Below are 18593 nucleotides of genomic sequence, written 5' to 3' on the forward strand. Positions count from 1 at the left end.
CGGCCGATAGTGAAAAGGACGGCCCGAGGCGCGGCGATTATAAAGTGCAGCCGACGGCTGGTGGCAGCCTGATCGCCCGCTGCCATGGTATTTCTGTGGTCGGAACCGGGTTGCACCTGTCGGCCGAAGGCTTTTCATCTGTGAAGAGCGTCATGTCTGGAAGAAATGCTTGCCTGAACGAGGCGAATTGCTCTTTATAATGGCTTTACATTTTCGAATATTGACGCCAGACATTTGACGTTAAGGATAACGCTCCGCTGATTGTTATGCAGGCTGCGCCACTGAAGCGCGCTGCGGGAGACTCGCAATGACCGACGCGAAAGTGGTTCACCTCAACAAGGTAGCCCCTGAGCACTCGCCGAACTCGCCGGTAGGAAGACTGCCCGTGGCGTTGATTCATGTGCGCGACAAAGCTGCGCAGCAGCTCAAACAGGCATTGCAAGCCCTGTTCGACAATGCGGACGACACGTTGTTCGAGATGGCGGATCGTGCCACCAGCAACGCCGAGCAGAACACCTTCTTCGAAGCGATGCGCGACCTGCGCCTGAAGCGCAAGAATATCGAGCGCAGCTTCCTGCAAAAGCTGTTCGAGACCTTCTCCGCGCTCAATCAGTACGAGATCGGCAAGTCCGCCCAGCTGGACACGGTGTCCTTCGAGACCCTGGCGCTGATTCAGAACGACGAGCTGGAGCAGCGCGTCGCCGTCGATTCGATGGTGGCCAAGGCCCTCAGCCACGATGCGCAACCGCTGGCGCACCTGACCACGCGCCTGAACGCGATCATCACCAAGAAGCTTGACGAGAAAACCACTCCGCTCGGCCCGGAAGCCTTGTGTGGGGCGTTCCTCGACGCCTGCAGCAGCCTCGGCGTGGAGATCAAGGTCAAGCTGATCATTCTCAAGCTGTTTGAAAAGTACGTGCTCAGCGGCCTTGGCCCAATGTACGACGAAGCCAACCAGCTGCTGGTCGCCGCCGGCGTACTGCCGGAGCTGAAGTCGACGCCGATGCGCCGGCGCACCGCTCAGCAGCCGGGCGTTAGCCGCGCAGCGCAGGGCGAGGCGCCGGTGATGGGCGCGGCGCCGTATGCCGACGATGAGGTGCGGGAAGTCTTCGGTGCGCTGCAGGAGCTGCTGTCGCAGGTGCGTGGCGTGGCGGTGCCGCGCCGCGAATTGCCAGCCGATGCGCTGCCGATTTCCAGCCACGACCTGACCCGTCTGCTGTCGCACCTGCAGCAGCGCATGCCGATGCAGGCGGCGGACGACATCGACCTGCGCCGCCAGCTCGAGCAGCTGCTCAGCCGCGCCAGCGCCAAGAGCGGCAAGACCCGCGTGGTGGGTGAGGTCGATGAAGACGTCATCAACCTGGTGTCGATGCTGTTCGAGTTCATCCTCGATGACCGCACGCTGCCGGATTCGCTGAAGGCGCTGATCGGCCGCATGCAGATTCCCATGCTCAAGGTCGCGGTGCTGGACAAGACTTTCTTCAGTCGCGGCAGCCATCCAGCGCGGCGCCTGCTCAACGAGATCGCTTCGGCGGCCTTGGGCTGGGGCGAGCAGGATGATGCGCAGCGCGACAGCCTGTACCAGAAGATCGAGCAAGTGGTGCAGCGTCTGCTCAACGACTTCGTCGACGATCCGGCGATCTTCTCCGAACTGCTCGCCGAGTTCCTCGCCTTCGTCGGTGACGAGCGGCGGCGCAGCGAGCTGCTCGAGCAGCGCACCCGCGATGCCGAGGAGGGCAGCGCCAAGGCCGAACTGGCTCGCCGCCAGGTGGAGCAGGCACTGAACGAGCGACTGCTCGGCAAGACCCTGCCGGAAGTGGTGGTGCGCCTGCTGCAGGAGGCGTGGAGCAAGGTGCTGATGCTGACCTGCCTCAAGCACGGGGTGGAGTCGAGCGAGTGGCAGATGGCGCTGGCGACCATGGATGACCTGGTCTGGAGCGTCGAGCCGCATGAAGGTGTCGAGGCGCGCCAGCAACTGCTGGAACTGGTGCCGGGCCTGCTCAAGGCCTTGCGCGACGGCTTGACCAGCGCGGCGTTCGACCCGTTCGCCACCGGTGATTTCTTCAGTCAGCTCGAGGCCCTGCACGTGCAGGGGCTGCAGCGATTCAAGCGCAGCCTGGTCGAAGCCGAGGTGGAGCAGCCGGTAGAAGCGCTGGCAGAGGGTGAAGTTGCCGAGGGCATGGCGGAGATGCCGTTGCTGGTGCTCCCGGAGCCCGAGCCCAAGGTGGAGGCGGCAGTGATGGTTGCCGTGGTCGAGGAGATCATCCTCTCCGCACCCGGCGAGACCCAGCCGAGCGAGCCGGAAGCGGTCCTGCCGGACGACGATGAAGCACTGCTGCAGGTGGACAACCTGCGCGTCGGCAGCTGGGTCGAATTCCAGGAAGACGAAGAGCACAAGCTGCGCTGCAAGCTGGCGGCGGTGATCAAGCCCACCGGCAAGTACGTGTTCGTCAATCGCACCGGCATGAAAGTGCTGGAGAAGACCCGCATGGGCCTGGCGGTCGAGTTCCGTCGCGGGGCGATTCGCCTGCTCGACGATGCGCTGCTGTTCGATCGGGCGCTGGAGTCGGTGATCGGTAACCTGCGGCGTCTGAAGAACGCCTGAGTCGTCTCATGTGTCGCACAACGCCCGGCTTGTCCGGGCGTTGTCGTTTCTGGGCGTGGCGTGCGGCCGGACCATGTGGGTGAAGGCTTGGCCCTGCCGCCCCGGTGCTCTAGAGTGGAAGCCCCAACAGGAGTTTCCCCATGCAGCTGGATCCCCGCACCGGATGGTGCCAGGGCATTCGCCATTGTCCATCGGTCAACTTCAACGAGCGCCCGCAGGGCGAAGTAGTGTCGCTGCTGGTCATCCACAACATCAGCCTGCCGCCGGCGCAGTTCGGCACGGGCAAGGTCCAGGCGTTCTTCCAGAATCGCCTCGATGCCGAGGAGCACCCGTACTTCGCCAGCATCGCGGCGATGCGCGTGTCGGCGCATTTCTTCATCGAGCGTGATGGCGCGGTCACCCAGTTTGTCTCCTGCCTGGATCGTGCCTGGCATGCCGGGGTCTCGCAGTTCGATGGGCGCGAAGGCTGCAACGATTTTTCCCTGGGCATCGAGTTGGAGGGCACCGATGATCTGCCGTTCACCGATGCGCAGTACCTGGCCCTGAGCGCGCTGACTCGCCAGTTGCGGGCGGCCTTTCCGGCGATCAGCCCGGCGCGGATTTGTGGGCACAGCGACGTCGCGCCGGGACGCAAGACCGATCCGGGAGCCTGTTTCGATTGGCCGCGCTATCGCGGGGCATTACACGAGCAAGGGAGTGGCACATGAGTTTCCTGGTTTTGTTGCTGGTGCTGTGGGTGGAGAAGTTCTCCAGCTGGCGCCGGCATATCCAGCACGACGGCCCGTGGTTGCGTCTGCTCGCGCGCGTCGAGCACAGCGGCACTGGCGCGTGGGCGGCATTGGTGGTGCTGGTGTTGCTACCGGTGGCGCTGCTCGGCCTGCTGCTGGTGGTGCTTCAGCCGCTGGCGCACGGGTGGCTGGCCCTGCCGGTGCACTTGCTGGTGTTGATCTACAGCCTCGGCCGCACCGATGTGCTGGCTGCGCTCGGGCCGTTTCGCGACGCCTGGCGGCGCGGTGACAGCCAGGCGGGCTATCACGTTGCCGAGCGCGACCTGCAGCTGGCCGAAGTCGACGAAGAGCGCACGCTGCTGCAGCGTGTGCAGGCCTACTTGCTGTGGCAGGGCTATCAGAGCTTCTTTGCGGTGATCTTCTGGTATGCGCTGCTCGGTCCGCTGGCGGCCCTGGCCTATCGTCTGCTCGCGCTGAGTGGCGAGCAGGCGCAGCAGCCGGCCCTGCGCGAGCAGGCTCTGCAGCTGCGCCATGCCCTGGACTGGCTGCCGGTGCGTGTGCTGGCGGCGAGCTTCGCCCTGGTCGGCAACTTCATGGCGGTGACTCGTGTGGTGCTGCACGAGTTGTTGAACTGGGACATCCCGGCCGCGCAGCTGGTCGACAAGGCCGGGCATGCCGCGGATGACCTGGCCGAGCCGGCTCCCGGCGAAGCCGGTGTCGCCAGTCTGGACACCCTCTGGCAACTGCTGCTGCGCGCGGCCGTGCTGTGGTACGCGGCCTTTGCGCTGTGGGCGCTGTTCTTCTAACTAGCGCGGCCACAGCCAGGCGGCGCCGCGTACCCCGCTGGAGTCGCCAAATCGGGCGGGCAACAGACGGGTGTTGAGACGGTCGGCGAACAGGTAGCCGGGCAGCAGCTCGGGCACCCGCCGGTAGAGGCGGGCGATGTTCGACAGGCCGCCGCCGAGCACCACTGCGTGCGGATCGAGCAGGTTGATCACCGAGGCCAACGCCCGTGCCAGTTGATCGCAATAGCGCTCCAGCGCCGCATTGGCTGCTGCATGGCCTTGCATGGCGGCTTCGGCCAACGCCCGGGCGTCCAGGCCGAGCGCGCTGCGCGCCGCCCAGGCCGGACCGCAGAGAAAGGTTTCCAGGCAATCGTCGAGTCCGCAGTAGCAGCGCCGCGTCGCGCCATCGGCGGCCGAGCGCCAGGGCAGCGGATTGTGCCCCCACTCGCCGGACACCGCGTTCGGGCCGCGTAGCGGGCGACCGCCGATCACGATGCCGGCGCCCACGCCGGTGCCGAGAATCACCCCGAAGACGATCTCTGCGCCGGCTGCTGCTCCGTCGGTGGCTTCGGACAGGGCGAAGCAGTCGGCGTCGTTGGCCAGGCGCACGGGGCGCTGCAGACGCTGTTCGAGGTCGCCTTGCAGGTCCCGGCCCACCAGGCATTGCGAGTTGGCGCGGGCCACACGACCGCCGTCGGCGGCGAGGATGCCGGGAATGCCGACGCCGAGACTGCCGCGCCGGCCCAGTTCGTGTTCGGCGTCCAGCACCAGGCCAACGATGCTCGCCAGAGTCGCGGCGTAGTCATCCTGGGGTGTCGGCAGGCGCCGGCGTAGACGCTCGCGACCGTCTTCGAGGGCGATGATCTCGATCTTGGTGCCGCCCAGGTCGACGCCGAGGTGCAGGGGTGCGGGCATATTTAACCTTAAGTTACACAGGGTCCGGCCGATATCGGGTATACAGGAGCCTTGCGCCGATTCGTGCATTTGTGACCTTGGTCACGCCAGTTCGTCCACTGAAACCAGCCAGTCGACGACGCACCGAACGGCCACGCAGAGTGGTGCGGGCCTGCCTTCGTACCGTAATGGCCGCTCTGCCGCTGGGCCATAACAATAATGCAACGCGAACAGGAGACATCTTGTGAAGACCGTGCTGTATCCGGCCATCGCCCTGATGAATCGTCTTAGTTTTGGTATGAAATTCAGCCTGATCAGCGTGCTGTTTTTCCTGCCGATGCTGGTTACCAACTTCTATCTGGTTCGCGACTCTTACGACGAGTTCGTCGCAACTCGCGCCGAGCTGGAAAGTATCGGCCTGCTCGGTGACAGCCTCAAGCTGCGCCGTGGCCTGGAAGATCTCGGTGACCTGCTGCAGATCAACGCGCTGATCGGCCAGTCCGGCAAGGCCGGCGACCTCGAGGCGCGCATCAAGCAGCGCCTGCAGGAGGCCATCACCCTGCTCGAAGGGCTGGAGCCGGTGGTGACCGATGCCGAGCAGGTCGAAGCCTTCAAGACCCAGCATGATGCGTTGCTCGCCTCGCTCCGCGCAGTCGAGGCGGAAAGCTCGCTGCAGAGCAAGATGGCGATGGTCGAGAAAGTGGTCGCCCACGCTCAGGTGTTCATGCAGCTGATCGTCGGTCAGGCCGGCTTCCCGCAGGACAGCGAGGCCGAGGTGCGCCAGCTGTCCGACCTGGTGACCACGGTAACCACGCGGGTGACTTCGGCACTCAGTGTTGGCCGTTCGGTCGGTGCCTCGGCGCTGGGTCAGGGTTTCCTCAACTCGTCGTCCAGCGGCAAGCTCGATGACTTGCTGATCACCTTGGAAAAGCTCAGTGCCGAGTACGGCCAAAGCCTGCAGAACGCGATGTCCGGTAGCCCGGCTGCAGGCACTGCCCTGCAGGCAGCGGCCGACGCCAGCCGTGCGACCCTCAAGGACAGCGCGGCGATGATCGAGGAGAAGGTCGTGGTGGCCGACACTCTCGACCTGCCGTGGCCTGACTACTACAGCCAGGTCAGTGCCTCGATGGACAAGACCTATCAGTTCAACGACGCGGTGCTGACCTTCCTGCAGCAGCAGCTGGAATCGCGCCTGCAGCAGAAACAGGTGCAGATGGTTGCCCTGGTGGTCGCCCTGGCGGTGGTGTTCCTGCTGATCTTCTACCTCTACGGCGCGTTCTACGTGTCGACCCGCTCGACCCTCAAGGCGCTCGGCGAGGTGATGGACAAGGTTGCTGCCGGCGACATGACCGTCAGCTTCCACACCCAGAGCCGCGACGAGCTGGGCGAGCTGGGCGACGTGTTCAACGGCACCGTGGCGAAGATCCGCAACCTGATCGAGCGTGTCGGCCGCACCGTGGTCGAGGTCGAGCACCAGGCCGGTCGGGTCGAGGTGGTCTCCGGCGAGAGCAACCAGGCGGTGGCCGGGCAGCGCAGCCAGATCGAGCAAGTCGCCACGGCGATGAACGAAATGTCGGCCACCGCCCAGGAAGTCGCGCGCAGCGCGGCGGCGGCAGTGGGTAGTGCGCAGAGCGTCAACCAGGAGACGGTCAGCGGCCGCGCCCTGGTGGAGTCGCAGGTCGGCGCGATTCAGCGCCTGGCCGACGAGATCGACCAGTCGGTGGCGGTGATCAACCAGCTGGCCAGCGACAGCGCCTCGATCAGCCAGGTGCTCGACGTGATCAAGGGCATCGCTGAGCAGACCAACCTACTGGCACTCAACGCCGCGATCGAAGCGGCGCGTGCCGGCGAGCAGGGGCGCGGCTTCGCGGTGGTGGCGGACGAGGTGCGCAACCTCGCCAAGCGCACCCAGCAGTCCACCGAGGAAATCGAGAAGATGATCGCCAAGCTGCAAGGCGGCGTCGGCGCGGCGGTGAAGACCATGAACGTCAGCCACCAGATGGCCGATGGCACGGTCAACGAGTCGGGCAAGGTGCAGCAGGCGCTGGAGAACATCCTCGGCGCGGTCAGCCAGATCGTCGATCAGAACCAGCAGATCGCCGCGGCGGCCGAGCAGCAAACCGCGGTGGCCCATGACATCGACCAGAACATCGTCGAGATCAATCGCGCTGGTGAGCGCACCGCCGAGGGCGCCAATCAGACCGAGCAATCCAGCCGCGAGCTGAGCGGCCAGGTGGCGCAGCTCAAGCAGCTGATCAGCGCGTTCCGCGTCTGATCCATGCTGATAGTGACAAGGCCCGCCAATTGGCGGGCCTTGTCGTTTGTGGGCCGGCGCCAGCTACCAGCCGAACAGCGTGCGGGCGTTGGCGGTGCTGGCGGCGGCCAGCTGCTCCGGGCTGATCTGCATCAGCTCGGCCAGCGCGGCGCAGATGCTCGGCAGGTACTCGGGGCTGTTGCGCTGTTGTGGGTACATGGCTGGCGCCATGTCCGGCGCGTCGGTTTCCAGCACCACGCCATCGAGCGGCAGGCCGGCCACCACCTTGTGCAGGCGCTGGGCCTGCGGCCAGGTGGCGGCGCCGCCCAGGCCGAGCTTGAAGCCGAGCTTGAGGTATTCCTTGGCCTCCTCGGCGCTTCCGGCGAAGGCGTGGATCACTCCCGCGCGTGGCAGGCGAAAACGCTTCAGCGTGGCGATGGTCGGCGCATGGGCGCGGCGTACATGCAGCAGCACGGGCAGGTTGAACTCGGCCGCCAGAGCCAGCTGTGCCTCGAACAGCGCCTGCTGCCGCGTGCGGTCGAGGTCGGCGAGGTAGTAGTCGAGTCCGAATTCGCCGATTGCGCAGAGCTTGGGGTGCCCGGCCAGGCGCTGCAGCCAGTCGCGCAGCGCGCCGAGGTGCGCGGGCTGGTGCTGCTCGAGGTACACCGGGTGCAGGCCGAACGCCGCATACAGGCCGGCGTGCTGCTCGGTCAGCTGCCACAGGCGCTGCCAGTTGTCCTCGAACACGCCGAGCACCACCAGCCGTTCGACGCCCAGCGCGTGGCAGCGCGCCAGCAGCGCGTCGCGATCGGCGTCGAAGTCGGGGAAATCCAGGTGGGTGTGGGTGTCGATCAGCTGCATGACCGGGGCCGCGAGGGATGGAGGCTCAGCATAGCCCCGAGCGCCGCGCGGCCCAACCCTCTCCCGGCGGGAGAGGGCGGCGAGGGTCTTAGTGGTGCTCGCGGGTGGCGCGGAATTTCACGTCCGGCCAGCGCTCTTCCATCAGGCTCAGGTTGACCCGAGTCGGCGCCAGGTAGGTGAGGTGACCACCGCCGTCCACGGCGAGGTTCTCGTAGGCCTTGTCCTTGAACTCCTTGAGCTTCTTCTCGTCGGCGCATTCGATCCAGCGTGCCGACCAGACGTTGATCGCCTCGTAGGCGCACTCGACCTTGTATTCCTCCTTGAGGCGGCTGGCGACCACATCGAACTGCAGCACACCGACCGCGCCGAGGATGATGTCGTTGTTGCGCTCGGGGAAGAACACCTGGGTGGCGCCTTCCTCGGCCAGTTCCTGCAGGCCCTGGCGCAGCTGCTTGGACTTCAGCGGGTCCTTCAGGCGCACGCGGCGGAACAACTCCGGGGCGAAGTGCGGGATGCCAGTGAAACCAAGGTTCTCACCTTCGGTGAAGGTGTCGCCGATCTGGATGGTGCCGTGGTTGTGCAGGCCGATGATGTCGCCGGCGAAGGCCTCTTCCAGCTGCTCGCGCTCGCTGGAGAAGAAGGTCAGCGCATCGGCGATGCGCACGTCCTTGCCGAGACGCGCGTGGCGCATCTTCATGCCCTTCTCGTACTTGCCCGAGCAGATGCGCATGAAGGCGATGCGGTCGCGGTGTTTCGGGTCCATGTTCGCCTGGATCTTGAACACGAAGCCTGAGAACTTCTCCTCGACCGGCTCAACCACGCGCTCGTGGGCGGCGCGCGCCAGTGGTTGCGGCGCCCAGTCGACCACCGCGTCGAGCACGTGGTCGACGCCGAAGTTGCCCAGCGCGGTGCCGAAGAATACCGGGGTCAGCTGGCCGGCGAGGAACTCGTCGCGATTGAACTCATGGCAGGCGCCCTGCACCAGTTCCAGCTGCTCGATGAAGCGCTCGTACTCGTCGCCGAGGTGCGCGCGGGCTTCGTCGGAGTCGAGGTGCTGGATGATCTTCACCTCGGTGCGCTCGTGGCCGTGGCCTGGGGTGTAGACGATGATGTAGTCGTCTGCCAGGTGGTAGACACCCTTGAAGTCGCGGTAGCAGCCGATCGGCCAGGTGATCGGCGCGGCCTTGATCTTCAGCACCGCCTCGATTTCGTCGAGCAGTTCGATCGGGTCGCGGATGTCGCGGTCGAGCTTGTTGATGAAGCTGACGATCGGCGTGTCACGCAGCCGGCAGACGTCCATCAAGGCGATGGTGCGCGGCTCCACGCCCTTACCGCCGTCGAGCACCATCAGCGCCGAGTCCACCGCGGTCAGGGTGCGGTAGGTGTCTTCGGAGAAGTCTTCGTGGCCGGGGGTGTCGAGCAGGTTGATCATGTGCTCGCGGTAGGGGAACTGCATCACCGAGGTGGTGATGGAGATGCCGCGCTGCTTCTCCATTTCCATCCAGTCGGACGTGGCATGGCGGTCGGACTTGCGCGACTTCACCGTGCCGGCAACGGCGATCGCCTTACCCATCAGCAGGAGCTTCTCGGTAATCGTGGTCTTACCGGCGTCGGGGTGGGAAATGATCGCGAATGTGCGGCGTTTGCCGACTTCGATGGCCTGGGTGGTCATGGATGCGTGCCTGGCTGGATACGGTGACGGGCCGCAATGGCCCGAAAAGCGCGGGATTATAGCCGGATTCGTTGAGCCGATCAGGCCGGCAGTCCGAGCAGGGCGGGCGAGGGGCGCGAGCGGCCTGTTCCGGCCGGTGTGGAGAGGGGGCGGCGAACCCCGTGCAAAGCCCCGTTTTGTGCAGCATTCCGGACGTTTTGTTAAGGATAAAAAACGTTCAACCAGGCAGGCGACAGCAGGCTACAAAACAGCGGCAATTTTTGATTGATCTCATGGCTATGTGGTCCTAAAGTTCGCGCCCGAACGTCCATGCTGGCAACGATCCATCCGGCTCAAGTACTGACGACGAGAGGTTATCCCCGCTGGGGGTGATCCTCGGCGACATGCCTTGGGAAGTAGGCGAACCAAAGTGGGGAAACTGATCAGGCGTTCGCGGTTCCAACTGTCATGGAACCACTCCACCTTCCTAGAAAATGTTCAGCCATCTGGAGTCCCGCGCATGTCGATCAAGGTCGAAGATTATTTCGCACCCGCCACCTTTCAGCGCATGAAGGCGCTTGCCGATCAGCAGCAAACCCCGTTCGTGGTCATCGATAAACAGACCATTTCCGATGCCTACGACCAGTTGGGCACCTGCTTTCCGTTCGCCAAGATCTACTACGCGGTGAAGGCCAACCCGGCCATCGAGATCACCGAGCTGCTGCGCGACAAGGGGGCGAACTTCGACATCGCCTCGATCTACGAGCTGGACAAAGTGATGAGCGCCGGCGTCGGCCCGGATCGCATCAGCTACGGCAACACCATCAAGAAAGCCCGCGACATTCGTTACTTCTACGAGAAGGGCGTGCGCCTGTTCGCCACCGACTCGGAAGCCGACCTGCGCAACATCGCCAAGGCGGCGCCGGGCGCGAAGATCTACGTGCGCATCCTCACCGAAGGCTCGACCTCGGCCGACTGGCCGCTGTCGCGCAAGTTCGGCTGCAACCCGGACATGGCCTTGGACCTGCTGATCCTCGCCAAGCAGCTGGGCCTGGTGCCGTACGGCATCTCCTTCCACGTCGGCTCGCAGCAGCGCGACATCGACGTGTGGGACGCCGCGATCGCCAAGGTCAAGGTGATCTTCGAGCGCCTCAAGGAAGAAGACGGTATCACCCTGCAGATGATCAACATGGGCGGCGGCTTCCCGGCCAACTACATCCAGCGCACCAACGACCTGGAGACCTACGCCGAGGAAATCACCCGCTTCCTCAAGGAAGACTTCGGCGATGACCTGCCGGAAATCATCCTCGAGCCGGGCCGCTCGCTGATCGCCAACGCCGGCATCCTGGTCAGCGAAGTGGTGCTGGTCGCACGCAAGTCGCGCACCGCGGTGGAGCGCTGGGTATACACCGACGTGGGCAAGTTCTCCGGCCTGATCGAAACCATGGACGAAGCCATCAAGTTCCCCATCTGGACCGAGAAGAAGGGCGAGATGGAAGAAGTGGTGATCGCCGGCCCGACCTGCGACAGCGCCGACATCATGTACGAGAACTACAAGTACGGCCTGCCGCTCAACCTGGCCGCTGAAGACCGCCTGTACTGGTTGTCCACCGGTGCCTACACCACCAGCTACAGCGCGGTAGAGTTCAACGGCTTCCCGCCGCTGAAGGCGTTCTACATCTAAGCCCTACTGCGATAAGAAAGCCCCGCCGATGCGGGGCTTTTTTTTGCCCGGGATTTCGTACGCCAGTTCCATATACGAATTATTTACAAATGTGAACGCGTAGCATTGTGGATATAAATGCAAGTCATTATCATCCGCACCCGATTAGTCATCCCACTTGCCCCTCGGGCAAATCACAACTCTGCACGGGATGGCACTTCCAGGGGATAAGGATCGATGACCATTCGCAGCAGGAAACACCAGAAGACCAGCCAGCTCGCCGCGCTGATCGCCGCCGCCGTGCCGACAGTGGGCTTGGCCGCGCAGGGCGACAGCGCCAAGGACGAAGTCAGCCTGACGCCCACCAGCGTCAACTCGGTCGCCGACGTGCCGTACAAGGCGACCCGCAGCGCCAACAGCAAGCTGACCGAGCCGCTGCTGGATACGCCGAAGACCATCCAGGTGATCAAGAAGGAAGTGCTCCGCGAACAGGGCGCGACCAGCCTGATGGAAGCCCTGCGTAACACCCCCGGGATCACCATGCAACTCGGCGAGAACGGCAACACCTCGGCCGGCGACACCTTCATGATGCGTGGCTTCTCCACCCAGACCTCGACCTTCGTCGACGGCATCCGCGACCTCGGCGCGGTCAGCCGCGACGTGTTCAACCTGGAGCAGGTCGAAGTGGTCAAGGGCGCCGCCGGCTCGGACATCGGCCGCGGCGCGTCGGCCGGCTACATCAACCTGATCTCCAAGCTGCCGACCCTCGAAAGCCAGGTCTACGGCACCCTGGGTTACGGCACCGCGGACAAGAGCAACCTCACCGCCGACATCAACCAGCAGATGAGCGACACCTCGGCGTTCCGCCTCAACCTGATGCGCCGCGATGGCGATGTCGATGATCGCGACTACGTCGACAACAGCAGCTACGGGGTAGCCCCGTCCCTGGCCTTCGGCCTGGATACCGCCACCCGCCTGTACGTCTATTCCCAGCACGTGCGCCAGGACAACACCCCGGACGGCGGCATTCCGACCATCGGCTGGCACGGCTACTTCAACGCCAACGCCAACATCAACGCCGGTGCCAAGGTCGATCGCGAGAACTACTACGGCTCGCCGCACGACCAGGAGAAAATCGATGGCGACATGCTCAGCGTGAAGCTCGAGCACGACCTCAACGACGTCACCACGCTGCGCAACATTTCCCGCTGGGGGCAGAGCAGCAACGACCGGATTCTCACCGGGGTCAACGCCATCAGTGCGCCGAACGGCAACCCGGCGAACTGGACGGTGGCGCGTACCCGCCAGCTGGTCGATCAGGAAAACGACATCCTCGCCAACCAGACCAGCCTGACCACCCAGTTCGACACCTTCGGCCTGCAGAACGACCTGTCGACCGGTCTCGAATTCATGCGCGAGAAGCAGCGCAACGAGAGCGCCGCCACCGCCGCCCAGGTGATCAACGGCGTGGCCTTCCCGGCGGTGGCGCTGCCGCCGGCCAATCTGTACAACCCCAATGCCCATGACGTGCTTGGCGATCCGTACAAGACCGGCGCCTTCACCGACGGCGAGACCAAGACCGCCGCGGTGTATGCCTTCGACACGCTGCACCTGAACGAGCAATGGCTGCTCAACGCCGGCCTGCGCTACGAGCACTACAAGACCGAAACCGACAGCGCCGCGCTGGTCGGCACCAGCCCCAACTTCACTCTGGTGCCGTCCAGCGCGGACGCCTCCGACGAACTATTGAGCTGGAACAGCGGCATCGTCTTCAAGCCGCTGGAGAACGGCAGCATCTACCTGTCCTACGCCAACTCCAAGACGCCGCCGGGCAACGGCAGCTTCGCCCTGTCGAGCAGCGAAAGCTCGGCGGACAACCCGGCGTTCGACCCGCAGGAAACCGAGCACGTCGAACTGGGCACCAAGTGGGATGTGCTCGACGAGCAGCTCAGTCTGACCGCCGCGGTGTACCGCACCGACAACGAGAACCAGGTGTCCTACGACTCGTTCACCGGCACCTACTTCCAGGAAGGCAAGACCCGTGTCGAAGGTGTCGAGCTGGGGTTGGTCGGGCAGATCACCAGTTTCTGGCAGGTCACCGCGGGCATCTCGAAGATGAACACCAAGCAGATGGACCAGGCCAGCATCAACAACTCAGGGGTGGTCTCGGAAACCAGCGGCGTGCGCTGGTCGCCGGACCTCACCGCGACGCTGTGGACCTCGTACACCTGGGGCGACCTGACGGTTGGCGGCGGCACCCGTTACATCGGCGAGCAGGACCGCTTCGTCACCGCTGGCAGCGATGCCGGGCAGAGCATGCCGTCGATTCCTTCCTACTGGGTGGCCGATGCGATGGCCGCGTACCGGGTCAGCGAGAACGTGAACCTGCGTCTGAACATCTATAACCTGTTCGACGAGGAGTACATCGAAACGCTGAACAACGGCGGCTCGCGCATGCGTCTGGGGGCGCCGCGCTCGGCGCTGTTCACCACCGAACTGTCGTTCTAAGCCGGTCTCAGTGGCTGACGAAGCCTGCGCTGATGCGCGGGCTTCCGGCCGTGTGAAGGAGTCGCCATGCTGCTGCATATTCCCCAGGTACTGAGCAAGCCGGAGGTCGCGCAGCTGCGCGCGCAACTGGCGAGCGCCGCCTGGGTCGACGGGGCGCACAGCGCCGGCGCGCAGGCGGCGCAGCGCAAGCGCAACCAGCAACTGTCCACCGATTCGGCGACCTGGGCCGAGTTGTCGCAGCGGGTCGTCGCGGCGCTGCGCCGCCATCCGCTGTTTGTCTCCGCGGTGCTGCCGCGGCATATCCTGCCGCCGCTGTTCAACTGCTACAGCGGCGGCGACCAGTACGGCGATCACGTCGACAGTGCGCTGCAGCGCGACGCCGGCAACGGCGAGCAATACCGCACCGATGTCTCGACCACCCTGTTCCTTTCCGAGCCCGAGGAGTACCAGGGCGGCGAACTGATCCTCGAGGACACCTACGGCGAGCACGAGATCAAACTGGCTGCGGGCGACGCCATCGTCTACCCGGCGACCAGTCTGCACCGGGTCGAGCCGGTCACCGCGGGCACGCGCCTCGCTTCGTTCCTGTGGAGCCAGAGCCGGGTGCGCGATGCCTGGCAGCGCAAGATGCTCTTCGACCTGGACATGACCATCCTCAAGCTGCGCCAACAATTGGGCGACAGCGAGGAAGTGCTGAGCCTGACCAGCACCTATCACAACCTGCTGCGGCAATGGGCGGAATGATGCGGCCCGCGCTGACCCAGATTCCCGCCGACCTGCTCTGCGCCGGCGACTACGAGCGTTATGCGCTCGAACGCCTGGACTGCAACGCGCTGGCTTACCTGCAGGGTGGCGCGGGCGACGAGCTGACCTGCGCCGCCAACCTGCGCGTGTGGCAGGAGCTGGCGATCGTGCCGCGCATGCTGCGCGACCTGCGCGGCGGGCATACCCGTTGCCAGCTGCTTGGTGACGAGTTGCAGCATCCGATCCTGCTCGCCCCGGTTGCCTACCAGCGGCTGTTCCATGCCGATGGCGAGACGGCCAGTGCGCTGGCCGCCGGCACCTTGGGCGGTGCCGCGGTGCTCAGCAGCTTCGCCTCCTGCACCCTGGAGGCCGTTGCCGTCGCGGCGCCGGGGCCGCTGTGGTTCCAGCTGTACTGGCAGGGCGACAGTGAGCGCACCCTGGCGCTGGTCCGCCGCGCCGAGCAGGCCGGTTACCGGGCCCTGGTGCTCACCGTCGACGCGCCGGTCGCCGGGCTGCGCAACCGCGAACAGCGCGCCGGCTTCCAGCTGCCGCCGGGTATCGCGGCGGTGAACATCGACGCGCCGCCGCCCCTGCCGGCGCTGGGCGCCGACGCCAGTCCGGTGTTCGACGGGCTGCTCGCCGTGGCGCCGGGCTGGGCCGAAGTGCAATGGCTGGCGCAGCGCACCCGGCTGCCGCTGCTGCTCAAGGGCATCCTGCACCCGGACGATGCGCGGCGCGGGCTGCAGGCCGGCGCCGCGGGGCTGATCGTCTCCAACCACGGCGGCCGCGTGCTCGATTCGCAGTGGCCGGCGGCCAAGGCGCTGCCGGGGATTCGCGCGGCAGTCGGCGCCGAGGTGCCGCTGCTGGTCGACGGCGGTATCCGCCGTGGCACCGACGTGCTCAAGGCCCTGGCCCTCGGCGCCTCAGCGGTGCTGATCGGCCGGCCGTACATCCATGCCCTGGCCACCGCCGGCGCGCTGGGAGTGGCGCACCTGCTCAGGCTACTGCGCGAGGAGCTGGAGATGGGCATGGCGCTGAGCGGCTGCCGCACCCTGGCGGACATCCAGCCCGAACTACTGCGCCGGGTCGATGACTGGCCGTGAACGGCGGCGGGGCGCCGCATAGTAAAGGGTGTGTAAACGCCTGCTGCCCGCCACCCTGCGCGAATATTTCTCAAATAGAATTGTCTCTCGTCTAATCGCCCGACTGGCGGCCACCGTCCTGCCGACGCCGCCCTGCACCGCAAGAGTGATGCTTCGTGTTCAAGAAAATCCTGTTCCAACTGCACTGGTTCTTCGGCATCACCGCCGGCCTGGTGCTCGCCCTGATGGGCGTGACCGGCGCGCTGTATGCCTTCGAAGGCGAGATCACGCGCGCGCTCAACCCCGAGGTGCTGCGCGTGCAGGTGCGCGACAGCGGCGCGCTGCCGCCGGCGCAACTGGTGCCCAAGCTCGAGGCGGCGACCGGCAAGCGGGTCAACGGCCTGTGGGTCGACAGCCGCGACGACAGCGCCGCGCGGGTGTACTTCACCCCGCCGCCGGGCGAGCGGCGCGGGCCGATGCGCTACTTCGATCCGTACACCGGCGAGCTGCTCGGCCAGCCGCACGGTGAAGGCTTCTTCAACCTGATGCTGCAGCTGCACCGCTTCCTCGCCATGGGCGAGACCGGCAAGCAGATCACCGCGGCCAGCACCCTGGCGCTGGTGTTCTTCTGCCTGTCCGGGCTGTACCTGCGCTGGCCGCGCAAGGCGCTGAACTGGCGGGCCTGGCTGACCCTGGACTGGGCCAAGCGGGGGCGCAGCTTCAATTGGGACCTGCACGCCGTGGCGGGCACCTGGGCGCTGCTGTTCTACCTGTGCGCCGCGTTGACCGGCTTGTTCTGGTCCTACGACTGGTACCGCGAAGGCCTCAACAAACTGCTCGCCGACGCCCCGGCCGGCCAGGAACGCGGCAAGCCCGGCCAGCGCGGCGGCGAGCGGCGCGGCGGGCGCGGCATGCCGGCACCGTCCGGGCCGCCGCCGGTGGTCGACTACAGCGCCGTGTGGCAGAGCATCCAGAGCGCCGCCGGCCCGCGCATGACCGCCTACAACCTGCGCCTGCCGCCGGTGGCCGGGCAGCCGGCGACGGTGTTCTACCTGCTCGACGACGCCGATCACGCCCGCGCGCTCAACCAGATCGAACTCGACCCAGCCAGCGGCAAGGTCACCCGTCACGAACGTTACGCCGACAAGAGCTTCAAGGCGCAGCTGCTGGCCAGCGTCTATGCGCTGCACGTCGGCGAATACTTCGGCCTGCCCGGGCGCATCCTGATGGCGCTGGCCAGCGCGGCGATGCCGCTGTTCTTCATCACCGGCTGGCTGCTCTACCTCGACCGGCGCCGCAAGAAGCGCGCGGTGCAGGCGGCGCGTGGCGCGCTGGGCGACAGCGCCGGCGGTGACGGCTGGCTGATCGGTTTCGCCAGCCAGAGCGGTTTCGCCGAGCAACTGGCCTGGCAGACCGCCGGGCAGCTGCAGGCGGCCGGCCTGCCGGTGCGCGTCGCACCGCTCGCCAAGCTCGATGAGCAGAGCCTGCGCCAGGCGCGCAAGGCGCTGTTCGTGGTCAGCACCTTCGGCGATGGCGAGGCGCCGGACAGCGCGCGCGGCTTCGAGCGCAAGCTGCTCGGCCACCACCTGGCCCTCGACCAGCTCAGCTATGCGGTGCTGGCGCTCGGCGACCGCCAGTACGAACAGTTCTGCGGCTTCGCCCGGCGCCTGCGCAGCTGGCTCGACGGCCAGGGCGCGCACAGCCTGTTCGCGCCGATCGAGGTGGATGGCAGCGACGTGCTGGCCCTCGATCGCTGGCAGCAGCAGCTCGGCGAGCTGACCGGCGCGCAGCCGCTCGCCGTTCAGGAGGCGGTGTTCGGCCGCTGGACCCTGGAGCGCCGTGAGTGGCTCAACCCAGGCAGCCAGGGCGGGCCGACCTTCCTCGTCGCGCTGCGCCCCGAGCAACTCAGCAGCTGGGTGGCCGGCGACATCCTCGAAGTACTGCCGCGCCACAGCGAAGCGCGCGTGCGCGAGTGGCTGGCGGCGCATGGCCTGGACGGCTCCGAGTGGGTCAACGTCGGGCCGCTGGCGCAGCCGCTGCACGAGGCGCTGGCCAGCCGGCAGTTGCCCGACAGCGCCGCGCACCTGGTCGGCCTGCATGCCCAGGCGCTGCTCGAGGCGCTGGTGCCGCTGACCGCGCGCGATTACTCGATCGCCTCGTTGCCGAGCGACGGCGCGCTGGAGCTGATCATTCGCCAGGAACGCCACGCCGATGGGCGCGTCGGCCTCGGTTCCGGCTGGCTCACCGAGCAGGTGCCGGTGGGCGGCTCGCTGGTCGCCCGGCTGCGCCGCAACAGCAGCTTCCACGCTCCGGAGGACGACCGTCCGGTGATCCTGATCGGCAACGGCACCGGCATCGCCGGCCTGCGCGCGCTGCTCAAGGCGCGCATCGTTGCCGGCCACGCGCGCAACTGGCTGCTGTTCGGCGAGCGTAACCTTGAACACGACTTCTACTGCCGCGCCGAGCTCGAGCAGGCACTGGCCAGCGGTGAGCTGCAGCGCCTGGACGTGGCGTTCTCCCGCGATCAGGCCGAGAAAGTCTATGTGCAGGACCGCCTGCGCCTGTCCGCCGAGGAGCTGCGGCGCTGGCTGGCCGACGGCGCGGCGTTGTACGTCTGCGGCAGCCTGGAGGGCATGGCCGGCGGCGTCGACGCGGTGCTGCGCGAGCTGCTCGGCGACGCCGCGGTGCAACAACTGATCGAAGAGGGCCGCTACCGGCGCGACGTCTACTGAGCGCTGGCGTCCCCCACACCGTGCATCCCTGCTCCTAGGGACCGTTCGCCCCGCCTCGTGCGGGGCGTTTTTTATCCGGAGCGCAG

General features: G+C 66.2%; 12 protein-coding genes. 9 read left to right on the forward strand and 3 right to left on the reverse strand.

Features of this window, described 5'->3' with window-relative positions; all coding sequences use genetic code 11:
- Window positions 1-307: 307 nt before the first annotated feature.
- From JQX08_RS12475 to ampE, 3 genes are all read left to right on the forward strand, one after another.
- Window positions 308-2605 carry a DUF1631 domain-containing protein gene (locus tag JQX08_RS12475; RefSeq protein WP_205348698.1) on the forward strand — a complete coding sequence of 766 codons (2298 nt, stop codon included), beginning with the start codon at window positions 308-310 and terminating at the stop codon, window positions 2603-2605.
- A gap of 140 nt (window positions 2606-2745) precedes the next feature.
- Window positions 2746-3312 (forward strand): 1,6-anhydro-N-acetylmuramyl-L-alanine amidase AmpD, encoded by a 567-nt coding sequence (ampD, locus tag JQX08_RS12480; RefSeq protein ID WP_205348699.1) that lies wholly within the window; start codon window positions 2746-2748, stop codon window positions 3310-3312.
- Window positions 3309-4139, forward strand: a complete 831-nt coding sequence (ampE, locus tag JQX08_RS12485; protein WP_205348700.1) for a regulatory signaling modulator protein AmpE — start codon at window positions 3309-3311, stop codon at window positions 4137-4139. The genes ampD and ampE overlap by 4 nt, the downstream gene beginning before the upstream one ends.
- On the opposite strand, the gene JQX08_RS12490 is transcribed toward ampE, so the two are convergent.
- Complete coding sequence (locus tag JQX08_RS12490) at window positions 4140-5033, reverse strand: ROK family protein (protein ID WP_205348701.1); 894 nt, start codon at window positions 5031-5033, stop codon at window positions 4140-4142.
- Window positions 5034-5256: 223 nt separating this feature from the next.
- Between JQX08_RS12490 and JQX08_RS12495 the strand changes: the two genes are divergently transcribed.
- Window positions 5257-7287, forward strand: coding sequence for a methyl-accepting chemotaxis protein (locus JQX08_RS12495; protein ID WP_205348702.1), 2031 nt, complete (start codon window positions 5257-5259; stop codon window positions 7285-7287).
- A 63-nt stretch (window positions 7288-7350) separates the two neighbouring features.
- On the opposite strand, the gene JQX08_RS12500 is transcribed toward JQX08_RS12495, so the two are convergent.
- The gene (locus JQX08_RS12500) at window positions 7351-8127 is read right to left on the reverse strand and encodes a TatD family hydrolase (protein ID WP_205348703.1); all 777 of its coding nucleotides are present in this window, start codon (window positions 8125-8127) and stop codon (window positions 7351-7353) included.
- 88 nt (window positions 8128-8215) lie between these two features.
- Window positions 8216-9799 carry a peptide chain release factor 3 gene (locus JQX08_RS12505; RefSeq protein ID WP_205348704.1) on the reverse strand — a complete coding sequence of 528 codons (1584 nt, stop codon included), beginning with the start codon at window positions 9797-9799 and terminating at the stop codon, window positions 8216-8218.
- Window positions 9800-10298: 499 nt separating this feature from the next.
- Between JQX08_RS12505 and JQX08_RS12510 the strand changes: the two genes are divergently transcribed.
- From JQX08_RS12510 to JQX08_RS12530, 5 genes are all read left to right on the forward strand, one after another.
- On the forward strand, window positions 10299-11462 hold the full coding sequence (locus JQX08_RS12510) for a type III PLP-dependent enzyme (protein WP_205348705.1): 1164 nt from the start codon (window positions 10299-10301) through the stop codon (window positions 11460-11462).
- Window positions 11463-11678: 216 nt separating this feature from the next.
- Window positions 11679-13949 (forward strand): catecholate siderophore receptor Fiu, encoded by a 2271-nt coding sequence (locus JQX08_RS12515; protein ID WP_205348706.1) that lies wholly within the window; start codon window positions 11679-11681, stop codon window positions 13947-13949.
- A 66-nt stretch (window positions 13950-14015) separates the two neighbouring features.
- Complete coding sequence (locus tag JQX08_RS12520; protein WP_205348707.1) at window positions 14016-14693, forward strand: Fe2+-dependent dioxygenase; 678 nt, start codon at window positions 14016-14018, stop codon at window positions 14691-14693.
- The gene (locus JQX08_RS12525; RefSeq protein ID WP_239482140.1) at window positions 14690-15796 is read left to right on the forward strand and encodes an alpha-hydroxy acid oxidase; all 1107 of its coding nucleotides are present in this window, start codon (window positions 14690-14692) and stop codon (window positions 15794-15796) included. Before JQX08_RS12520 ends, JQX08_RS12525 begins: the two co-directional genes overlap by 4 nt.
- Before the next feature lie 155 nt (window positions 15797-15951).
- A complete protein-coding gene (locus tag JQX08_RS12530; RefSeq protein ID WP_205348709.1) occupies window positions 15952-18507 on the forward strand; it encodes a PepSY domain-containing protein in 2556 nt (851 codons plus the stop codon).
- Window positions 18508-18593 lie beyond the last annotated feature (86 nt).

It is taken from the genome of Zestomonas insulae (genome assembly GCF_016901015.1).
Classification (GTDB): domain Bacteria; phylum Pseudomonadota; class Gammaproteobacteria; order Pseudomonadales; family Pseudomonadaceae; genus Aquipseudomonas; species Aquipseudomonas insulae.